The organism is Amycolatopsis sp. NPDC051903, from assembly GCF_044452505.1.
GTDB lineage: Bacteria > Actinomycetota > Actinomycetes > Mycobacteriales > Pseudonocardiaceae > Amycolatopsis.
This window is the reverse complement of sequence record NZ_JBITBT010000027.1, coordinates 86,524-106,302: the sequence shown is the minus strand read 5'-3', so window position 1 is coordinate 106,302 and position 19,779 is coordinate 86,524. Positions and strand designations below refer to the sequence as shown.

Here is a 19,779-nt window from a genome sequence, read left to right as displayed (position 1 = left end):
GTGCGGCTGACCGGCGCCGCGCCGGTCAGCCGTCCGCGGGGTCCGCGGCGTCCTCGGTGCCCGGCGGCGCGTCGACGTCCTTCGTGTGGCTCGGCGTCAGGTCGGGCCCCGGTGCGGTCGCGACCTCGGAGCGCAGCTTCTGCGGGTCGGGCAGGCCGGCGAGGTCGTCTTCGTCGTCGGGGTGGTCGTCGCGCGGGAAGAACTCACGTGTCATGAGTCCGGAATACCCCTTCCGCCTGCCACCGCACCAGGAGTGTCACGCGGCCGGACGCGAACCGGCGCCGGCCGGGGCGTCGAGGGCGAGCGCGTCGAGCATGCTCAGCAACAGGCCGTCGCGGGTCGACCACGGGCAGATCGCCATCGTGCCGCCCGTGATGGTCAGCAGGGCTTCGGCCACCACGGCGCCGCCGAGCGCCTGCTGGGCGCGCTGACGCGAGATCCCCGGCAGCTCCGCGCGCTTCGCCGTCGGCATGGCGGCCAGGCGCGGAATCCACACGCGCAGGTCGTCCAGGTGCAGCTCACGGCCCCGGCCCGGGCGGTCGCCGGCGAGGCGCGCCAGCTGGCGCAGCACCTTCGAGCAGCCGGCCACGCGGTGGTCGGCGATCTCGTCCGCCACGTCACCGAGCGCGCCGGTCACCTCTTCGAGCACGTGGTCGCGCAGGGCGCGCACCTTCTTCGACCGCACCGGCGGATCGGCGGGCAGCCAGTCGCGCGTGACCGAGCGGGCACCGAGCGGCAGCGAACGCGCGAACTCGGCTTGCGAACCGCGCCCGGCCGACAGCTCGACGGTGCCGCCGCCGATGTCGAGGACCAGCAGCGGGCCGACGGACCCGCCGTACCAACGGCGGGCGCCCACGTACGTCAGCTCGGCTTCGCGCCGGCCGGAGAGGAACTGCAGGTCAACACCCGTGTCGCGGCAGACTTTTCGCACCACGTCGGCCGCGTTCGCCGCGTCGCGGATCGAGGACGTCGCGAGGGGGAAGACGTTGGGGACGCCGTGGTCCTTCGCCACGGCCATGCCCTCGGCGACCGCCGCCGAGATCGCGGCGATCCCGCGGTCGCTCAGCACACCCTCGTCGTCGAGTTCGCGGTCGAGCCGGAGCCGGGTCTGGTGGGTCAGCGCGGGCTCGATCGGCGTGCCGCCGGGTTCGAGCACCACGAGCCGAGCGCTGAACGAGCCCACGTCCAGCACACCCGCTGCCGGCCCCGAAAATCTGCGCACGGTCAGGCCTACCTCGCTTTCGCTTCGCCGTCGTGTTCCCCCGGACCACCGTTCCTACACCTGGTGCGACCCACCAGGGCGGGATTTACGGTTTTCCCACCACAGCACCGATCCCGAGGTGCGACTTTTTCACACCCGTAATCACAACATGATAAACCGAGGGCCTGAACGAGCCCGGTTCGTCCTGCCCGTCGGCGCGTCAAGCGCAGGTCAGCCGATGATTTCCTTCAATTTCGCGACCGCCTGGACCCGGGCTTCGCGCCCGGGCTGCAGCGGGCTGACGACCACCGTGGTCACCCCCGCTTCCTTGAACGCGGCCACCCGCTCGGCGACGTGGGCTTCGGGCCCGACCAGCGAAATCGCCCGCAGCAGCTCCACCGGCACCGCCGCCGCGGCTTCGTCCTTCTTGCCGTCGAGGTAGAGGTCCTGGATCTCCTTCGCCTCGGCCTCGAAGCCGTAGCGCGCGGCGAGCGTGTTGTAGAAGTTCTTCCCACGCGCGCCCATGCCGCCGATGTACAGGGCGAGGTGCGGGCGCAGGTGGTCGAGCAGCGGTTCCACGTCGTCACCGATCGCGAGCGCCGGGCCCGCGAACACGTCCAGCTCACCCAGCGCCGGGTCGCGCTTCGCCTTGCCCTCGGCCAGCGCCTCGCCCCACACGTCGGCCGCCTTCTCCGGGTGGAAGAAGATCGGCTCCCAGCCCTCGGCGAGCTCCGCCGTCAGCGCGACGTTCTTCGGGCCCAGCGCCGCGAGCAGGATCGGGATCCGTTCGCGCACCGGGTGGTTGATCAGCTTGAGCGGCTTGCCCAGGCCCGTGCCCTGGTCCGCCGGCAACGGGATCGGGTAGTGCTTGCCCTCGTGCACCAGGCGTTCGCGGCGCCAGACCTGGCGGCAGATCTCGATGATCTCGCGCGTGCGGGCCAGCGGCGCGTCGTACTTCACGCCGTGGAAGCCCTCGATCACCTGGGGTCCCGACGCGCCCAGGCCCAGCGTGAACCGCCCGTCGGACACGAAGTCCAGCCCCGCCGCGGTCATCGCGGTCAAGCTCGGTGTGCGCGTGTAGATCTGGAAGATGCCCGACGCCAGCTGCACGCGCTCGGTCTTCGCCGCCAGGTAGCCCAGCTGGCTCACCGCGTCGAAGCTGTAGGCCTCCGGGACGAACGCGATGTCGAGCCCCACCTTCTCCAGCTCCACGATGTCCGCGACGCTGTCGGCGAACCCGCCCGAGTAGTTGATGCCCGTCCCGATCCTCATCGTGCTCCCTCGATCTGCAGCCCGGGACCACAGCGTCCCGGCACCCGGCTAAGCGTTCGCTTACCCTACCGGGGCACCACGCGCCCGCGCACCTCGCCGAACCCGATCCGGCTGCCCGCGGGGCCGGGTGCGGTCGCGCTGATCACGACCTCGTCGCCGTCCTCGAGGAACGTCCGCGTCTCGCCGGCACCCAGCGCGAACGGCTCGCGCCCGCCCCAGCTCAGCTCCAGCAGCGACCCGCGCTGGTTCTTCTCCGGCCCGGTCACCGTGCCCGACGCGAACAGGTCGCCCGTGCGCAGGCTGGCGCCGTTGACGGTCAGGTGCGCGAGCTGCTGCGGCGCGGTCCAGTAGTGCGTCGCGAACGGCGGGCTCGACACCAGGTGGCCGTTGACGCGGATCTCCAGCGCGAGGTCCAGCCCCCACGGCTCGGTGGTGCGCAGGTACTCGAACGGCTCGGGGTCCTGCACCGGCTGGGGCACCCGCGCGTGGTCCAGCGCCGCCAGCGGCACGATCCACGGCGCCATCGACGTGGCGAACGATTTCGCGAGGAACGGCCCCAGTGGCTGCGCCTCCCAGCCCTGGATGTCGCGCGCGGACCAGTCGTTGACCAGGCACACGCCGAACACGTGTTTCGCGAAGTCCTCGACCGGCACCGGGGTGCCCAGGGTCGAGGGCGTGCCGACCACGAACCCGACCTCCGCCTCGACGTCGAGCCGCTGCGACGGCCCGAACGACGGTTCAGCGGCCGAGCGCGGTTTCCGCTGCCCGGCCGGGCGCACGATCGGCGTGCCCGACACCACGACGGTGCCGGCCCGCCCGTGGTAGCCGATCGGGAGGTGCTTCCAGTTCGGTGCCAGCTCGTCGTCGGGCCCGCGCAGGATCTTGCCGGCGTTGATCGCGTGCTGCTCGCTCGAGTAGAAGTCGACGTAGTCCGCGACCTCGATCGGCAGGTGGTTCGTGATCTCCGCGAGCGGCACCAGGTGCGGGCGCACCTGGTCGGCGTAGCGCTCCTCGGTGAGCCACTCGTGCACCTGCTCGCGCACGTCGTGCCACGTCGCCGGACCGGCCGCCAGCAGCGGGTTCAGCACTCCCGCGGTGAGCAGCTGCGCGAACGGCGCCGCGGCTTGCTCCGCGGCCGCGGACAGGTCGAGCACGTGCTCGCCCACCGCGACCCCGGCGCGGCGTTCGGGCGCACCGCCGCGGGAGAACACGCCGAAGGGCAGGTTGGCCAGGCCGAACCCCGTGCCCTCGGGCAGGTCGAGCCAGGTCACCGCGCGCCCTCCCGCTTGCGCGCGACCCACTCCGTCACCAGAGTATCCACTGTGGACAAAGGCAGGTTTCCGTTGCCCAGTACGACGTCGTGGAACTCGCGGATGTCGAAGGCCTCGCCCAGCGCGTTCTCGGCCGCGGCGCGCACGCGCTGGATCTCCAGGCGCCCCACCATGTAACCGAGCGCCTGGCCCGGGTTCGCGACGTAGCGGTCGATCTCCGCCTCGATCTCGATCCGCGCCATCGGCGTGTTGGCCACGACGTAGTCCACGGCCTGCTGCCGGCTCCAGCCCAGCGCGTGCAGCCCGGTGTCGACCACGAGCCGGGCGGCGCGCATCGAGTCCTGCGTCAGCATGCCCAGGCGCGTGACGTCGTCGGAGTACAGGCCCATTTCGTCGGCCAGCCGCTCGGAGTAGAGGCCCCAGCCCTCGATGTAGGCGTTGAACGGCACCAGCCGGCGCAGCAGCGGCAGCTCCGTGAGCTCCTGCGCGAACGACAGCTGGAAGTGGTGCCCGGGCACTGCTTCGTGGAACGCGATCCCCTCGCTGGTGAAGCGCGGCCGCGAACTCGCTTCGTGGGTGTTGGCGTAGTACGTGCCCGGCCGCGAACCGTCCAGCGCCGCCGGCAGGTAGTAGGCGATCGTGCCGCTCGCCGCGTCGGCCGCCGGCACGGGCGCCACCACGCACTTCGCCGCCGGGACGCGCGAGAACCACTGGGGCGCCACGGCTTCCGCCCGCTCGATCGCCGAGCGCGCACCCGCGAGCAGTTCCTCACCGTCGCGCCAGCGCAGCGCCGGGTCGGAGCGCAGGTGCTCGAAGATCTCCGCCAGGTCCCCGGTGCCGAACACCTTCTCGCCCAGTTCGCGGTACTCCGCCGCGAGCTGCTCGGCGATGGCGAGGCCCGTGTCGTGCAGGTCCTGCGCGGTGCGGTCGGTGGTCGTCTCCGCGCGGATCAGGCCCTGGTACTTCTCCTGCCCGCCCGGCAGGTGCCCGATGCCCGGCTCCGACTCCGGCTTGGCGACCGGCAGCACCTCGTCGGCCAGGAACCCGCGGTAGCGCCCGAACGCCGGCCGGACGACCTCGGCCAGCAGCCGGTCGCGCTCGTCGGCGAACCCGGCCACCTCGACGGAAGGCGTGACCCGCAGCGGATCGGCGTCCTCCGCGGCGAGGTAGCGCTCGACGTACCCGATGCCGACGCGAACCAGGAAGTCGGGCGGCGCGAACCCGTCGGCCACCGTGGCGCGCTGGGCCTCGATCACGGCGTCGAGGTACCCGCCGATCGCTGCCAGCCGGCTGAGGTAGCCGCGGGCCCGCTCCTCGTCCTCCGGCACCAGCGCCGACAGGTTCGTGATCAGGTACAGCGCGGGCGAGCTGAAGCCGTCGCTCACCGCGAAGCCGGCCAGCCGCGAGTCGAGCGTGTCGACCACGCCGCGGGCGCGGGCGATCACCACGTCGCGGGTCACGGCGTCGGTGGCCGAGAGCCCGCCGCGGTCGATCGCTTCAGCGCGGTCCGCGAGGTCGGTGAAGCGCGCGCGGAAGCGCTCGGTCGCGGCGAGACTCGGATCGGCGAGCACACCGTGATCGCCCGGCAGGCCGTACATCGTGCGCTCGATCGGCTCGCGTTCGAACTCGAGCTCGAGCAGGTCCTCGGCCAGGCCCGCGACGGTGTCGCCGTGGCTCGCGACCCAGGCGCCGACCACGGAGTCGAGCACCGACAGCGGCAGCGCACCGCCGGAGAGCACCACGTCGTGGAACGCCCGGACGTCGAAGCGGCTGCCTAGGCGCGCCTCCGCAGCGCGGCGGATCTGCTGGATCTCCAGGCGCCCCACCATGTACGCCAGCGCCTGGCCCGGGTAGCCGAGATAGCGGTCGACCTCGGACTCGATCTCCAGCCGGCCCATCGGCGTGTTCTCGACGAGGTAGTCGATCGCCTGCTGGCGCGTCCAGCCCAGCGCGTGCAGCCCGGTGTCGACCACGAGCCGCCCGGCGCGCATCGACTCCAGCGTGAGCATGCCGAGCAGCGACACGTCGTCGGAGTAGAGGCCCATCTCGTCGGCGAGTCGCTCGGTGTAGAGGCCCCAGCCCTCGACGTAGGCGTTGAAGTCGCCGAGCCGGCGCAGCAGCGGCAGCTCCGTGAGCCCGAGCGCCGTGCTCAGCTGGAAGTGGTGGCCCGGGATGGCCTCGTGGAACGCGGTGGCCTCGGCCGTGTGCCGGAAGCGCTCGGTGGCCTCGTAGGTGTTGGCGAAGTACGTGCCCGGGCGGGACCCGTCGGCCGCCGGCGGCATGAAGTACGCGGGCGGCGCGCCGGGCGCGGAGTCCTCCGGCACGGCCTCGACGGTCCACGGCTGTTCCGGGATGTGCCCGAACCACTTCGGCGACTCGGCGGCCGCGCGCTCGATGGCCGAGCGCGCCGTGTCCAGCAGCTCCTCGGCGCTCGTCCAGCGCAGCTTCGGGTCGGTGCGCAACCGCTCGAAGATCTCCGGCAGCTCGCGCGTGCCGAACACGCGCTCGCCCAGCGCCCGGTACTGCTCGGCCTGGCCCGCGATCACCTCCAGACCCGTGTCGTGCAGCTCCTGCGGTGTGCGCGGTGTAGTCGTGTGCATGCGCGCCAGGCGTGCGTAGATCTCGTCGCCGCCGGGCAGCCACGAGACGCCGGCGCGGTCGTCGGGCCGGCCGTGCGGGAGGATCTCGGCCTCGAGGAAGTCGCGGTACTCCTTGAAACCCGGGCGCACGACGTCGCGCAGCAGCTCCTCGCGCCGGGCTGCGAACGCGTCGTCCGGCGCGGGCTGGCGCAGCAGCGGGTCGCCCGCCGGCTCCGCGAGGTAGCGGTCCAGGTGCGCGATCGCGCCCTTCACCAGCCGTTCGACCGGCACCAGCCCGGCCTCGATGCCCTCGCGGTGCCGCAGCGCGACGGCCCGCAGGTAGTCCGGGATCGCGGCGAGCCGGCCGAGGTGCACGTCGGCGGTGGCGGGCAGCACGGGGACCATCGGCAGGGCGGACAGCAGCCCGGCCGCGGGCGCGACGAACAGGTCGGTCACGGTGAACTCCGCGAACCGGGTGTCGATGAAGTCGAGCTTGCCCTCGATCGAGTTGATCACGACCTCGCGCGTGACGCGGTCGGTCGCGTCCAGGTCGTCCACCGGGACCGCCCGCGCCCGCTCCAGCAGCCCCGCGAGCCGCCCGCGGTAGGCGGCTTCGGCGGCGGCGCTCGGGTCGCCGAGGCCCGGCGCGTCGGGCTTGATGCCCAGGATCGCGGCGGAGAGCGGCTCGAAGCCGAACAGCTCGTCGACGAGCTCGTCGGCCAGATCGGTGACGACGGTCATGGGTGCGGACTCCCGGGGGTTCGTGGTGCCGTGCGCTGCCGACCCTAATGGAGACCGGGGGCTCCGGGTGTCGTTCCGGCACGAGCGTCCCGTTCACACGTGGTGAACGGCCGGATCGAACCGGTCCGGCCACGGGGCGCCACGGGCGCTCCCCCGGTTCCGCGGGAACTCACCCACGCGGGGCCCGGGCGCCACCCACCGGACCGGGCGACGCGAGCGCCGGGCCGGCGCGCCAGGGCGGGCTCGGACGGTAGCGTTCAGCGGGTGGCCGTGACCGATCCCGTGGATGTTCGCCTGCTCGCCGCCCTCGCCGAGGCGGGGACGACGGCCGTGCACGACCTCGCGGCGAAGGTGGGCATGGATCCGCGCGAGGTGGCGTACCGGCTGGTCTCGTTGTCCGGCAGCGGGTTGCCGCTGCTGGTCGGCGTCGAGAGCGACCCGGCGGGGCTGCGCGCGGCGATCGCGGGCGCGCCGGCGTCGTGGCAGCAGGCGCCGCCTTCGGGCGGACTGCCGGTCGTGGGGCCGGGTGGGCGGCCCGGTGCGCCACCGCAGCCCGGGGTGCCGACGGGGCAAGGGTTTCCGGCCGCGCCGCCGCCGAGCGGGCCGATGCCCCAGGCACAGCAAGGGATGCCGGCCAGGCCCGGGCCACCGGCCCAGCCGGGGGTGCCGTCCGGACCGCCCACGGGGCCGGCTGGGCAGCCCGTGCCCGCCGGGAAGCCGATGCCGTCCGTCCACGGTGGACCGTCCGGACCGGTGCGCGGCGTGCCTTCGGGACCCTACGGAGTTCCCTCGGGTCCGTATGGCGTGCCGTCCGGCCACTTCGCACCGCCGCCCGGTCCGGCGCCGGACCCGGTACTCAGCACGTGGGGCGTGCCGCAGACCGCGTCCTGGGCCCGCGGCGACGAGCCGCCTCGCGGCGGCCCCGCCGAGGGCAAGCACGGCCGCATCGGCGAGCCACTCCCGACGCACGGACTCGAGGGCGAGCAGCTCACCATCCAGCTGCTCGAGGTGCAGGACCCGGCCGATTTCCTCTTCGGCGCCGCCGGCTACCGGCTCGAAGCAGGCGAGCGGGCCGTCGTCGTGCACACCGAGATCACCAACCGCGGCGCGATCCCGTTCGCGTCCCTGCCCGACAACTACCTGGAACTCGTCACGGCCGACGGCACGACCGTCACCAAGGCCCCCGTGTCGCTGACCTCCCGCCCGCCGCACAAGATCGGCGTGCGGCCGGGCGAGACGCTCGGCGGCCACACCGTGTACGTCATCCCGGAGGCGATCCGCGTCGTCGCGGTGCGCTGGAGCCCGCGGCCCGAACCGGACGAGCGGTCGCTGACCTGGACGGTCGAGGGCTAGCGGGAAACCCGTCCTTCTGGACAGAAAATCTCCGCTTCTGGCCACTTTCACCCTGTTCATGGTGTCCTTGATCAACCGCGTGTCTGCTGGGAAGCGCGCACCGTTTGTCCTTCCCCATCAGGAGCCGCCATGACCACGGTGCTCGTCCACGGCAACCCGGAAACGTCGGTGATCTGGCGTGACTTCGTCCCCGAACTCGAGCAGCGGGGTGTGCGCGACGTCGTACTACTGTCGCCGCCCGGTTTCGGGTCGCCGATCCCCGACGGGTTCGGGGGCACCATGACGAATTACCGCGACTGGCTGGTCGGCAAGCTCCAGAGCATGCGCCGGCCTGATCCATCCCGACTACCGGTGGCACCCCGCCGCGCAGGACCTCCAGACCCCGGCGCCGGCGAGGATCTCGTCGCCGAGCAGCCGTCCGGCCTGATCTTCGACGCGACCGCCGATGCGTTCGTCGACCCGGCTCTCTCGAGGGAGATGGCCCATCGGCTGGGCCTGCCGACACTCACCCTGGCCGGACACGGGCACTGGTGGATGATCGACCAGCCGGCCAAAGCCGCCGACGGTCTCCTCTCCTTCTGGGGCTAGGACGGTCGAGGGCTAGTAGCTCTCCTCGCGCAGGACCTCGAGCGCGTGGGCCAGGTCGTCGGGGTATTCGGCTTCGAACTCGACCCAGCGGCCGTCGGCCGGGTGCGCGAAGCCGAGCGTGCGGGCGTGCAACCACTGCCGGGAGAGGCCGAGGTGGCGGGCCAGCACGGGGTCGGCGCCGTAGGTCAGGTCGCCGACGCACGGGTGCCGCAGCGCGGAGAAGTGCACGCGGATCTGGTGCGTGCGGCCGGTCTCGAGCTTCACGTGGGCCAGCGACGCCGCCCGGAACGCCTCCACCACCTCGTAGTGCGTCACGCTCGGCCGCCCGCCGGCGACCACTGCGAACTTGTAGTCGTGGCGCGGGTGGCGGTCGATCGGGGCGTCGATGGTGCCGCGCATCGGGTCCGGGTGGCCCTGGACCACGGCGTGGTAACCCTTGTCGACGGTGCGCTCCTTGAACGCCCGCTTGAGCACCGTGTACGCGTGCTCGCTCTTGGCCACGACCATGACGCCCGTGGTGCCGGCGTCGAGGCGGTGCACCACGCCCTGGCGCTCGGCCGCGCCGGACGTCGCGATCCGCAGGCCCGCCGCCGCGAGCCCGCCGACGACCGTCGGGCCGGTCCAGCCCGGGCTCGGGTGCACGGCGACGCCCACCGGCTTCGAGATCACGACGATGTCGTCGTCGTCGTGGAGGATCTTCATGCCCTCCACCGGCTCGGCCACGACCTGCACCGGCGCCGCCGGATCGGGCAGCGTCACCTCGAGCAGGCCGCCGGCGGCCAGGCGGTCGGACTTGCCCGCGGGCCTGCCGTCGAGCAGCACGTCACCGGACTCGGCGAGCTCCGCCACCGCGGTGCGCGAGAGGCCCAGCAGCTTGGCCAGCCCGGCGTCCACGCGCATGCCGTCGAGCCCGTCCGGGACGGGCAGCATCCGGGCGCTCACGCAGCTTCCCCGGCCTTCTTCTTGCTCCGGGTCGTGGTGCCGTCGTAGTCCTTGCCCAGCAGGGAGAGCAGGACGATGAGCGCACCGCCGACGCAGATCGCGGAGTCGGCGATGTTGAAGATCGCGAAGCCCTCGCCGTTGGGCGCGAAGGCGGAGATGAAGTCGATGACGTGGCCGCGCAGCGGGCCGGGCGCGCGGAAGATGCGGTCGGTGAGGTTGCCGAGCGCGCCCGCGAGCACGAGGCCCAGGCCGATCGCCCAGCCGACGGACCGCAGACGGCGTGCGAGCCACACGATGGCGACCACCACGGCCGCCGCGATCAGCGCGAGCACCCACGTCATGCCGGTCGCCATGGAGAACGCGGCGCCGGGGTTGCGGATCACTTGCAGGTAGATGAGCCCGCCGAGGATACGCACCGGCTCCTTGCCCTCGAGGTTGGCCGCCACGAGGTTCTTCGACACGAGGTCGATCACCCAGATCACGACCGCGACCGCGAACACGAGCCCGACCCGGCGCTTCGGCAGCAGCGGCGCCGGCTCGCCCACCTGGTCGAGCGGGGTTTCGGCCGGGGTCGCGGCACCGCCGCCCGCCGGTTCGGGTGCTTCGGCGGGCCGGGCGGCGGCCTCGGACAGGCCGGGTTCGGACGAGGAGGGCTCGGTGCTCACGGCTCCATTGTCCACGCCCGCGTGACCGGCACTCCCCCCGACGCCCGTTCACGCACTTCACGGGCGCCGCGAGCCGTCCGACCAGTGCGGACTCAGGCGCAGAAGGGCGGCAGCTCACGCGGGTCGCCGACCGGCGCCCACCGGCCGTCGACCTTGGCGTACTCCCAGCGCGGGCCGCGCGCGACGAGCTGGCGCAGCGCGAGCACGAGCCGGTCGACGTGCTCCTCGGTGCTGCCGAGGCCGAGGCTCACGCGCACCGCCTGCTGCCCCTCGCGGCCGGTCGTGCCGATGAGGCGCTTGGTCGCGACGTGGGCGCAGAACGCGCCGTCGCGCACGCCGATGCCGTACTCGGCCGAGAGCACCGCGGCGAGCCAGCCCGGCTCGAACCCGTCGACGACGAAGCTCACTGTGCCCACGCGATCCACCGGCGCGTCGAACAGGCGCAGCTCGGCGCAGCCGGGAATGCCGGCGAGGCCCTTGAGCAGCCGCTCCAGCAGCGCCGCCTCGTGCTCGCCGACCGCGGCCCAGTTCGCCGCCAGCTGCTCGCACGCGACGCCGAGCGCGTACACACCAACGGTGTTGGGCGAACCGGCCTCGTGCCGCTCCGCGCCGGTGTTCCACACGACGGCGTCTTCGGTCACGAGCTTCGTCGCACCGCCGCCGGCGAGGTACGGCTCGGCCGCGCGCAGCCAGTCGCCGCGGCCGATCAGCGCGCCGGCGCCGAAGGGCGCGTACAGCTTGTGGCCCGAGAGCGCGACGTAGTCCACGTCCAGCTCCCGCAGGGAAATCCGGCGGTGCGGCGCGAGCTGCGCCGCGTCGAGCGCCACGCGCGCGCCGTGCTTGCGGGCCACGGCGGCGATCTCGGCCACCGGCAGCAGCTCACCGGTCACGTTGGACGCTCCGGCCACGACCACGAGGCGCGGGCCCTCCGGGGACGCCGCGAGCGCTTCGTCCACAACGGACACCGCGGCCAGGCGCGTGCGCGGCAGGCTCACGCGGCGCACGTTCGGGCCGCGCCACGGCAGGAGCGCGGCGTGGTGCTCGGTGTCGAAGACGACGACGGAAGTCTTGCGCGGCAACGAACGCGCCAGCAGGTTGAAGGAATCCGTGGTGTTGCGGGTGAACACGACGGTGTCGGTGCCGCGAGCGTCGACGAACCGGCGCAGGATGTCGCGCGTGCGCTCGTAAAGCCGCGTCGAGACCTGCGAAGCGAAGCCCGCGCCGCGGTGCACGCTGGCGTACCACGGCAGGAATTCGTCGACGGCCGTGCGGACCGCGTCGAGACACGGCGCGCTCGCCGCGTGGTCGAGGTTGGCGTACCCGATCTCGTCCCCGGTCACCAGCGGCACCCGCACCGTGACACCGGCGACGGCGGGGATCCCTTGCGCACCAAGGGTTTCGGTGGTTTCAGCGGTGCGATCGAGGGCGAGAGTCATGACGGTGCCTCCTCGGCGTTCCGGGGGACCCCCGGCGAGGGGCCCGCGCTTGCCCGTCGCGCTCCGCGACCGGCCTGGTCCTCACCCGGGGCACCCCACCGCGGTAGGAGGGTTGCCGGCCAGCAAGCCGGGGCTGAACGCTGGCACTCATGACCTGACTCAGAAGGTAACCGAACGAAGCCGCGGGACGCCAGAGGTGTCCCGTGAGCTGAGACGGCGCTCACACGGAGACGATCACCGCCGCAGCGCGCGGAACGCCTCCGTCTGCTCGCGGATCGCGCGCTCCGTCGGGAGCCGCTCGATCGAGGAAGCGCCGAAGAAACCGACCACTCCTTCGGTGTGGTCGAGCACGTACTGGGCGTCGGCGGGTTCGGCGATCGGGCCGCCGTGGCACAGCACGAGCACGTCGGGATTCACCCGCTTGGCGGCGTCGTGCATCTCCTGCACCCGCGCGGCGGCTTCGTCGAGCGTCACGGCGGTGCGCGCGCCGATCGTGCCGCTCGTGGTGAGCCCGAGGTGCGGCACGAGCACGTCGGCGCCCGCGCGGGTCATGTCCTCGGCCTGCCCCGGGTCGAAGACGTAGGGCGCGGTCAGCAGGTCGCGTTCGCGGGCGAGCGCGACGAGGTCGACCTCCAGGCCGTAGCCCATGCCGGTTTCCTCGAGGTTCTGCCGGAAGACGCCGTCGATCAGGCCCACCGTCGGGAAGTTCTGCACGCCGGCGAACCCCAGGCGCTTCAGCTCGTCGAGGAACGGGCCCATGAGCCGGAACGGATCGGTGCCGTTGACGCCGGCCAGCACCGGCGTGTCCCGCACGACGGGGAGCACCTCGCGCGCCATGTCGACCACGATGCCGTTGGCGTCGCCGTAGGCCAGCAGCCCGGCGAGCGAACCGCGCCCGGCCATGCGGTAGCGGCCGGAGTTGTAGATGATCAGCAGGTCGATCCCACCGGCCTCGGCCGCCTTGGCGGACAGGCCGGTGCCCGCGCCGCCGCCGATCACCGGCCGTCCCCCGGTCACCGCGGCGGTGAGCCGGGCCAGCGCCTCCGTGCGGTCCACGTCAGGACTTCCTCTCGCCGATGAGCCGGTGCAGCTCGCGCGCCGCGGCCGCGCCGAACCCGGGGTCGTTGATGGCTTCTTCGCGCCGCTGCACGGAAACCGCGGACCCGGCGAGCTCTCCGGTCAGGGTGGTGAACAGCGCCTCGTCGGCGGCCGGGTCGTGGAACGGCCCGCCGGGAACGTCCACTGCGGACACCCCGCCGAGCGGCAGGAGCACCGACACGGGTCCTCGTGCGGTCCGGAGTTTGCGCCCGAGCAGCGTGCCCAGCTCCGCGGTTTCCTCGGGCGTCGTGCGCATGAGCGTGACAGTCGGATTGTGCACCAGCAGGTTCCGCTCGGCGAACCGCTCCGGCACGGTGGCGGCCGGCCCGAAGTTGACCATGTCGAGCGCGCCCACGCTGACCACCTGCGGCACTCCCACGCGGCCCGCTGCCTCCAGTCGGTGCGGGCCCGCGGACAGGACGCCGCCGACGAGCTCGTCGGCCAGCTCCGTGGTGGTCAGGTCGAGCACGCCGGCGACCAGGCCGTCGGTCACGAGCTTCTCCATGGCCCGCCCGCCGGAGCCGGTCGCGTGGAACACGAGCACCTCGTAGTCCAGCCTGGCCAGCTCGGCCCGGGCTTCGTCGGCCGCCGGCGTGGTGACGCCGAACATCGTCACCGCGACCACCGGCCGCTCCGGCGCCGGAACGCCTTCGTCGCGCCGGCGCGCCATGGCGGCGATCGCGGCCGCCGCGTTGCCGAGCACGGTCTCCGACACGGCGTTCAGACCCGCGATGTCGACCACGGAGTACATCAGCGTCACGTCGGTTTCGCCGACGTACGGGCGCACGTCGCCGGACGCCATGGTCGACACGAGCAGCTTCGGCACGCCCACCGGCAGCTCCCGCATCACCGCCGCGGCGATCGACGAACCGCCGGACCCGCCGACCGCGAGCACCCCGTCGACCCGTCCCTCGTCGAACAGCCGCCGCACGACCACGGCCGCACCGCGCGCCATCGTCTCCACGGCCCGGCCCCGGTCACCGCGCAGCGAAGCCAGCTCCGCCCCGGCGGCGCGCGCGACCTCCTCGGCGGGCACGTCCGCGCCCTCGGAACCCGAGGACCCGGCGTCGACCAGCAGCGTGTGCACGCCGTCGACTTCGAGCCGCGTGCGGAGCCAGTCGTATTCGGCGCGTTTCGTGTCGAGGGTGCCGACGAGGCAGACCGTGGCCATGTCCGCCATGGTGGCCCGGCCGGGCCCGACGCCGATGGGCCACTTCCGCCGAAGTGGTCCAAACTGGCAGGTGAGGAGGTCCACGTGCACCGGGTCGCGGCGGCGGAACTGGCACGGCTGCTCGGCGCGTGGCGCGGCTGCGGCCCGACGCTGCCCGCCGCGCTCGCCACCACGCTGGCCGAGCTGGTCGACTCCGCCGTGCTGCCCGAAGCCGCGGTGCTGCCCGCGCAGCGGCAGCTCGCCCGGGCGCTCGGCGTGGCGCGCGGCACCGTGGCCACGGCGTACGAGCAGCTCGCCGCGGGCGGGCGGCTCACGGCCGCGGCCGGGTCGGGCTCGCGCGTGCGGCGCCGCCAGCCCGGTGGCCCGGGCGTGGCGGGCGGCCGGCTGGTGTCGTTCACCGGCGCCGAGCCCGCACCGGCCGACCTGTCCAGCGGCGCCCTCCCCGGCGCCGGCCTGACGGCGGACGCACTCGCCGCGCTCGGCCCCGCCGACCTCGAGCCCTACCTCGGCACCGATGGCTACTTCCCCGCCGGCGTCCCGCGGCTGCGCGCCACGATCGCGCGGCTGCTCACCGACGACGGCGTGCCCACCACCCCGGACCAGGTGCTCGTGACCGCGGGCGCCCAGCAGGCCGTGTGGCTCGTGGCCAACACGCTGGTCACGCCCGCCGACCTCGTCGTGGTCGAGGAACCCAGCTACCGGGGCGCGCTCGAGGCGTTCGCGGGCGCCGGCACCCGCCTGCGGGGCATCCGCTGGACGGCGGACGGAATCGACCGCGGTCACCTGCGAGCGGCGCTGCGCCACTCCCCCGCGCTGCTCTACTGCCAGCCTTCGGTGCACAACCCGACCGGCGAGCGGATGCCCGCGGCCGCCCGGGCCGAGCTGGGCCGGCTGGTGACCGCAGCCGGGCTGCGCACGGTCGAGGACCGCAGCAGCGCCGACCTGGTGTTCCGCGGCCCGGTCCCCGCGCCGGGGCTGGCCGCGCACGTGCCGCCGGAGCTGCTGGTGAGCATCGGCACCGCGTCGAAGCTGTTCTGGGGCGGGCTGCGCATCGGCTGGCTTCGCGCGGACGCGCAGACGATCACGCGGCTCACCGAAGCGCGCAAGGCGATCGACCTCGGCTGCTCGGTCGTCGACCAGCTGCTCGCGGCGGGGCTGCTGCGCAAGATCGCGGACGCCCGGGCAGCCCGGCGCGCGCTCCTCACCGACCGCCTGGAGTCCACTGTGGACGTGCTCGGCCGGCTGTTCCCGCGCTGGCGCTGGACGCGGCCGGCCGGGGGCACCGGGCTGTGGGCCGACACCGGCGAGGACGCCGTGCGGCTGGCGCAGCGCGCGCTCGCCGCGGGCGTGAAACTGGCGCCCGGACCCGCGTTCTCCGCCTACGACGGTTTCCGATCCCACCTGCGGCTGCCGTTGTGGCACGCGCCGGGCGAGCTCGAACCCGTCCTCGCGGCCCTGCGGTGACCCGGCTGCGTCACCGCCCCAGCTCACCGCGCCAGCGCGCGAGGCGCCCGGCCCGGTCGACGGCGCGGATCCGGCGTTCGGTCGCCTCGCGGACCCCGGCCGTGGTCACCACGAGCAGCTGGTCGTCCTCCTGCAGGCGGCTCGTTTTCTGCGGGGTGAACCCGGTGCCGCCGCGGACCACGAGGCTCACGGTCGCGCCGGCGGGCAGGCGGAGCTCGGACACGTAGACGCCGTGCAGCTTCGAACCCTTCTGGATGCGCACCTGCAGCAGCTCGGCGCCGAGCTCGTCCAGCGGCGCGGCGTCGACCTCGATCTCGTGCGCTTCGGAGGGCTTCGCGAGACCCAGCAGCCGCGCGAACGGGCCGAGCGTGGCCCCTTGCAGCAGCGTCAGCACGATGACCAGCACGAACACCGCGTCGACCAGCCGTTCCGCCCCCGGCACGCCTTGCGACAGCGGGATCAGCGCCAGCACGATCGGCACCGCGCCGCGCAACCCCGCCCACGACAGGAACGTCTGCTCCCGCCACGGCAGCCGGAAGGGCAGCAGGGAGAACAAGACCGACAACGGGCGCGCGAGCAGCAGCACCACCGCGGCCGCGACGAGCCCGGGGACGAGCGCCTCGAGGATCCGGCCCGGCGACGCGTAGAGACCGAGCAGCACGAAGAGCCCGATCTGCGCGAGCCAGCCGAGCCCCTCGGCGAACGAGAGCGTGTCGGAGCGGTGCGGCAGCCGCGAGTTGCCCAGCACCAGCCCGGCGACGTAGGTGGCCATCAGGCCGGACGCGTGCGCCAGCTGGCCACTGGAGTACGCGAGGATGCACACGGCCACCGTCGCGAGCGGGTACAGGCCCGTGGCCGGCAGCGCCGCCCGGCGCAACGCGATCGCGCCCAGCCACCCGAACAGCAAACCGAGCACGAGGCCGGCGGCGAGTTCGTAAGCGACCAACAGCGGCAGAGTCCAGTCCAATGTGGCGACCGACGCGAGCGCGACCACGGCGATGTACGCGGGCGCGTCGTTGAGCCCGGACTCCAGCTCCAGCGCACCGGCGAGCTTCGGGCGCACCACGACGGTGCGCAGCACCGAGAACACCGCCGCCGCGTCGGTCGACGCGAGCACGGCGCCCCACAACAGCCCGATCCGCCAATCGAGGCCGAGCAGCCAGTGCAGCGCCGTGCCGGTGACCACGATGCTCACGATCACGCCCACTGTGGACAGCAGGATTCCGGGACCCAGTGCGGGTTTCACGGCGGCCCAGCGCGTGGTGAGCCCACCTTCGGTGAGGATCATGACGAGCGCGGCGAGCCCCAGGGACTGCGTCAGGCTCGAGTTGTCGAAGTGGATCCCGATGCCCGATTCACCGAGTGCCACCCCGATGCCGAGGTACAGCAGCAGCGACGGGAGACCGAGCCGGGTCGACACGCGCACGGCGAGCACCGCCGCGAGCAGCACGACTCCGCCGACGCCGAGCACGACCGGAAGGTGGTCCATGTCCGTCCCCTCCCGGTCGCCGTGGGCTTCCAGGATAGAGAGGGGGATGATGTCACTCGTCCGTGTACCACCGGACAACCCGGACGAAGTGGTGTGTTAGGACACTCGTCCGGCACCGAGCGTCGCGAGATCGACACCGAGCGCGGCGAACGGCCGCCCGGCGGCGGGCCGCAGGTGCACTGCGCGCTGGCGATCACGCGTGACCCAGCCCGCGTCGACGGCCCGCGCCAGGATCGCCGCGGGCACCGCACCCGCGAGGTGCTCGCGCCGCTCCGTCCAATCCAGACAGTCGCGCAACAGCGGCCGCCGGCCGCGCACCGGCACGTCGACGCCCAGCCCTTCGAGCACCTCGCGCCCGGCCGTCGTCAGCGTCAGCCCGTCCGCGGTGTCCACGATGCCGTTCGCGATCAAGCCCTCGCGCAGCGCGACACCGACGGTGCCGGCGAGGTGGTCGTAGCAGCTGCGCGCGAAGCTCAGCCGCTGCGTCCGCAGCGACGCCTTCAGCCCCACCGGCTCGCGGTGCTCGGCGTGCTGGGCGAGGTGCTCGATCAGTTCGGCCACCCGCGGGTCGGCGATGCGGACGTAGGCGTGGCGGCCCTGCTTCACGCGCGCGACGAACCCCGCGTCGTGCAGCCTCGTGACGTGCTCGCTCGCGGTGGACACGGCGATCCGTGCCGCCGCGGCGAGTTCGCCGATCGTCCACGCGCGCCCGTCCAGCAGCGCGAGGCACATCGTCGCCCGGCTCGGGTCGGCGAGCACCGCGGCCACCTCGGCCAGCGCGACGGTTTCCATGCGTCCACCGTAGGAGCGCGACGCTTCGGCCGCCGCCGAAGCGCTATTTCGCCTCGGACAGGAACTTGGCGCCCAGTGTGACCGCCGGACCGGAGTCGTTGCTGCCCTCCAGGAACACCGAGAACGCGAGGTCGCCGCGGTAGCCGACGAACCAGCCGTGGGCCTCGGCGCCGCTGCCGAACTGCGCGGTGCCGGTCTTGCCGTAAACGGTGCCGGACCGCGCGAGGCCGGTCGCGGTGCCGCCGGTGACGACCTCGCGCATCATCGTGCGCAGCGAAGCCAGCACACTCGCCGGCGGCGCGTGGTAACCGTCGTTCACCGTGGTCTCGGTGCCGCCGGAACCCTGCCACAGCTTCGGGGTCACGGCCTTGCCCGCGGCGACCGTCGCGGCCATCAGCGCTTCGCCGAGCGGGCTGACCTGCACGGTGCCCTGGCCGATGCCGTCCTCGACCTGCTCGTCGGCGCCGCTCGCGGCGACGACCTTGCCCATCTCGGTGGTCAGGCCGGGGATGTCGAAGTCGGCGTTGAGCCCGTACTGGCTCGCGGCCTTCTCCAGCGCGTCGGGCGGCAGCTGCGAAGCGAGCTGGCCGAACGTCGTGTTGCACGACCTCGCGAACGCCTTGTGCACGGTCGTCGTGCCGAGGTCGAAGCCCTCGTTGGAGATGGTCCGCGTGCCGATCCGCGCCGTGAGCGGGCAGGGCACCTGCGAGTCCTTCGTGACCACGCCCGCTTCGAGCGCGGCTGTCGCCGTGGCGATCTTGAACGTCGAGCCCGGCGCGTACAGGCCGTTCAGCGCCGACGGGCCGGTGCCCGCTGCCGCGTTTTGCGCCACGGCCAGCAGCCCGCCCGTGGACGGCTGGATCGCCACGATCACGGCCTTGCCCTTGTACGAGTCCACGGCCGACTGGGCGGCAGTCTGCACGGCGGTGCTCAGGGTCGACTTCAGCGCCGGCTCCCCGCTCTCGACCTTGCCGAAGAGCGTTTCGAGAGCCTTGCCCGAGGTGTCGACGCGCTGCACCGCGAACGCGTCGGAGGAGGACGAGGTGACTTGCCCGGTGAGCGCCGAGAGCAGTAGCGGCGACTTCACCGCGGTGTCCGGCCTGACCCCGCCCGGGCCGGTCACGACCAGTGTCTTGCCCTCGCGGTCCACCACGGCCGGCTGGTCGGCCGCCGCGGTCGAGATCACGAGCCGCTGGCCGGCCTGAAGCTTCGGGTGCAGCACGGCGGGCGTCCAGTGCACGTCCCAGCTCGCTCCGGCTTTGACGACGTCGAACGTGCCGCTGTAGGACCAGATGTGGCCGGCGCCGAGGTTCCAGGTGAGCGTGTAGCTCGCCGTCGTCTTCGCCGCGCCCGCGGCCACGGGCTCGACTTTGTCGACCTTGGCCTGCACGTCCTTCGGCTTGAGCGTGTACCAGGCGTCGCGCAGCGCCGGTGCCGCCGCGTGCGGGTCATCGGTGAGCAGGCTCGCGTCGTCGGTGTGGTTGCCGGCGAAGTCGTTCAAGTAGAGCTGCGCGGCCGACGTCGGATCGGGGGCGACCGGTCCCGTCACGGCCGCCGCGGAATCGGAGGGCTGCGCCGCCGCCTCGGGTGCCGGCGAACCGCCGGTCAGGATCACCACTGCTGCCACGACGATCGCGGCCATCGCGACCGCACCACCGATCAGGACTGCTCTCTTGCCGGCAGGACTCACCGCGTATCTCCCCCAGACCGTGCGACG

Annotated in this window: 16 protein-coding genes and 1 riboswitch; of the genes, 3 read left to right on the top strand and 13 right to left on the bottom strand. The window is 73.2% G+C overall.

Annotated features, from left to right (window positions below; genetic code table 11):
- Positions 1 to 25 precede the first annotated feature (25 nt).
- The 5 genes from ACIA77_RS37575 to ACIA77_RS37555 form a co-directional block, all read right to left on the bottom strand.
- Entirely contained in the window at positions 26 to 214 is a 189-nt protein-coding gene (locus tag ACIA77_RS37575) for a hypothetical protein (RefSeq protein ID WP_395890863.1), read from the bottom strand.
- 42 nt (positions 215 to 256) lie between these two features.
- A complete protein-coding gene (locus ACIA77_RS37570; protein ID WP_395890862.1) occupies positions 257 to 1,222 on the bottom strand; it encodes a Ppx/GppA phosphatase family protein in 966 nt (321 codons plus the stop codon).
- A gap of 210 nt (positions 1,223 to 1,432) precedes the next feature.
- Positions 1,433 to 2,473, bottom strand: a complete 1,041-nt coding sequence (locus ACIA77_RS37565; RefSeq protein WP_395890861.1) for an LLM class F420-dependent oxidoreductase — start codon at positions 2,471 to 2,473, stop codon at positions 1,433 to 1,435.
- A 65-nt stretch (positions 2,474 to 2,538) separates the two neighbouring features.
- Positions 2,539 to 3,744, bottom strand: a complete 1,206-nt coding sequence (gene fahA / locus ACIA77_RS37560; protein ID WP_395890860.1) for a fumarylacetoacetase — start codon at positions 3,742 to 3,744, stop codon at positions 2,539 to 2,541.
- A complete protein-coding gene (locus ACIA77_RS37555) occupies positions 3,741 to 7,064 on the bottom strand; it encodes a DUF885 domain-containing protein (protein ID WP_395890859.1) in 3,324 nt (1,107 codons plus the stop codon). The genes fahA and ACIA77_RS37555 overlap by 4 nt, the downstream gene beginning before the upstream one ends.
- Before the next feature lie 264 nt (positions 7,065 to 7,328).
- On the opposite strand from ACIA77_RS37555, the gene ACIA77_RS37550 reads away from it, so the two are divergent.
- Both ACIA77_RS37550 and ACIA77_RS37545 read left to right on the top strand, forming a co-directional pair.
- Complete coding sequence (locus tag ACIA77_RS37550; protein ID WP_395890858.1) at positions 7,329 to 8,417, top strand: AsnC family transcriptional regulator; 1,089 nt, start codon at positions 7,329 to 7,331, stop codon at positions 8,415 to 8,417.
- Between the two features lie 129 nt (positions 8,418 to 8,546).
- On the top strand, positions 8,547 to 9,005 hold the full coding sequence (locus ACIA77_RS37545) for an alpha/beta fold hydrolase (protein ID WP_395890857.1): 459 nt from the start codon (positions 8,547 to 8,549) through the stop codon (positions 9,003 to 9,005).
- Between the two features lie 12 nt (positions 9,006 to 9,017).
- On the opposite strand, the gene ACIA77_RS37540 is transcribed toward ACIA77_RS37545, so the two are convergent.
- From ACIA77_RS37540 to ACIA77_RS37520, 5 genes are all read right to left on the bottom strand, one after another.
- Entirely contained in the window at positions 9,018 to 9,947 is a 930-nt protein-coding gene (locus tag ACIA77_RS37540) for an RluA family pseudouridine synthase (RefSeq protein WP_395890856.1), read from the bottom strand.
- Positions 9,944 to 10,612: a signal peptidase II gene (lspA, locus tag ACIA77_RS37535; RefSeq protein WP_395890855.1), complete on the bottom strand. Its 669-nt coding sequence runs from the start codon at positions 10,610 to 10,612 to the stop codon at positions 9,944 to 9,946. The genes ACIA77_RS37540 and lspA overlap by 4 nt, the downstream gene beginning before the upstream one ends.
- 92 nt (positions 10,613 to 10,704) lie before the next feature.
- Positions 10,705 to 12,048 carry an aminotransferase class V-fold PLP-dependent enzyme gene (locus tag ACIA77_RS37530; protein WP_395890854.1) on the bottom strand — a complete coding sequence of 448 codons (1,344 nt, stop codon included), beginning with the start codon at positions 12,046 to 12,048 and terminating at the stop codon, positions 10,705 to 10,707.
- 40 nt (positions 12,049 to 12,088) lie between these two features.
- Positions 12,089 to 12,203: riboswitch (SAM riboswitch) on the bottom strand.
- Positions 12,204 to 12,282: 79 nt separating this feature from the next.
- On the bottom strand, positions 12,283 to 13,104 hold the full coding sequence (locus ACIA77_RS37525; protein ID WP_395890853.1) for a phosphoenolpyruvate hydrolase family protein: 822 nt from the start codon (positions 13,102 to 13,104) through the stop codon (positions 12,283 to 12,285).
- A 1-nt stretch (position 13,105) separates the two neighbouring features.
- Entirely contained in the window at positions 13,106 to 14,317 is a 1,212-nt protein-coding gene (locus ACIA77_RS37520) for a Tm-1-like ATP-binding domain-containing protein (RefSeq protein WP_395890852.1), read from the bottom strand.
- Between the two features lie 84 nt (positions 14,318 to 14,401).
- On the opposite strand from ACIA77_RS37520, the gene ACIA77_RS37515 reads away from it, so the two are divergent.
- A complete protein-coding gene (locus ACIA77_RS37515; protein WP_395890851.1) occupies positions 14,402 to 15,781 on the top strand; it encodes a PLP-dependent aminotransferase family protein in 1,380 nt (459 codons plus the stop codon).
- 10 nt (positions 15,782 to 15,791) lie between these two features.
- Here ACIA77_RS37515 and ACIA77_RS37510 read toward each other — a convergent pair whose 3' ends face one another.
- From ACIA77_RS37510 to ACIA77_RS37500, 3 genes are all read right to left on the bottom strand, one after another.
- Complete coding sequence (locus ACIA77_RS37510; protein ID WP_395890850.1) at positions 15,792 to 17,270, bottom strand: potassium/proton antiporter; 1,479 nt, start codon at positions 17,268 to 17,270, stop codon at positions 15,792 to 15,794.
- A 96-nt stretch (positions 17,271 to 17,366) separates the two neighbouring features.
- A complete protein-coding gene (locus tag ACIA77_RS37505; protein WP_395890849.1) occupies positions 17,367 to 18,062 on the bottom strand; it encodes an ArsR/SmtB family transcription factor in 696 nt (231 codons plus the stop codon).
- A gap of 43 nt (positions 18,063 to 18,105) precedes the next feature.
- The gene (locus tag ACIA77_RS37500; protein ID WP_395890848.1) at positions 18,106 to 19,704 is read right to left on the bottom strand and encodes a penicillin-binding transpeptidase domain-containing protein; all 1,599 of its coding nucleotides are present in this window, start codon (positions 19,702 to 19,704) and stop codon (positions 18,106 to 18,108) included.
- Positions 19,705 to 19,779 lie beyond the last annotated feature (75 nt).

Excerpts from the sequence above, each read along its gene's own strand:
- ACIA77_RS37520 (WP_395890852.1), bottom strand. The coding sequence starts at position 14,317 with ATGGCCACGGTCTGCCTCGTCGGCACCCTCGACACGAAACGCGCCGAA.
- ACIA77_RS37575 (WP_395890863.1), bottom strand. The coding sequence starts at position 214 with ATGACACGTGAGTTCTTCCCGCGCGACGACCACCCCGACGACGAAGAC.
- ACIA77_RS37505 (WP_395890849.1), bottom strand. The coding sequence starts at position 18,062 with ATGGAAACCGTCGCGCTGGCCGAGGTGGCCGCGGTGCTCGCCGACCCG.
- ACIA77_RS37510 (WP_395890850.1), bottom strand. The coding sequence starts at position 17,270 with ATGGACCACCTTCCGGTCGTGCTCGGCGTCGGCGGAGTCGTGCTGCTC.
- ACIA77_RS37565 (WP_395890861.1), bottom strand. The coding sequence starts at position 2,473 with ATGAGGATCGGGACGGGCATCAACTACTCGGGCGGGTTCGCCGACAGC.
- ACIA77_RS37500 (WP_395890848.1), bottom strand. The coding sequence starts at position 19,704 with ATGGCCGCGATCGTCGTGGCAGCAGTGGTGATCCTGACCGGCGGTTCG.
- ACIA77_RS37555 (WP_395890859.1), bottom strand. The coding sequence starts at position 7,064 with ATGACCGTCGTCACCGATCTGGCCGACGAGCTCGTCGACGAGCTGTTC.
- ACIA77_RS37530 (WP_395890854.1), bottom strand. The coding sequence starts at position 12,048 with ATGACTCTCGCCCTCGATCGCACCGCTGAAACCACCGAAACCCTTGGT.
- ACIA77_RS37545 (WP_395890857.1), top strand. The coding sequence starts at position 8,547 with ATGACCACGGTGCTCGTCCACGGCAACCCGGAAACGTCGGTGATCTGG.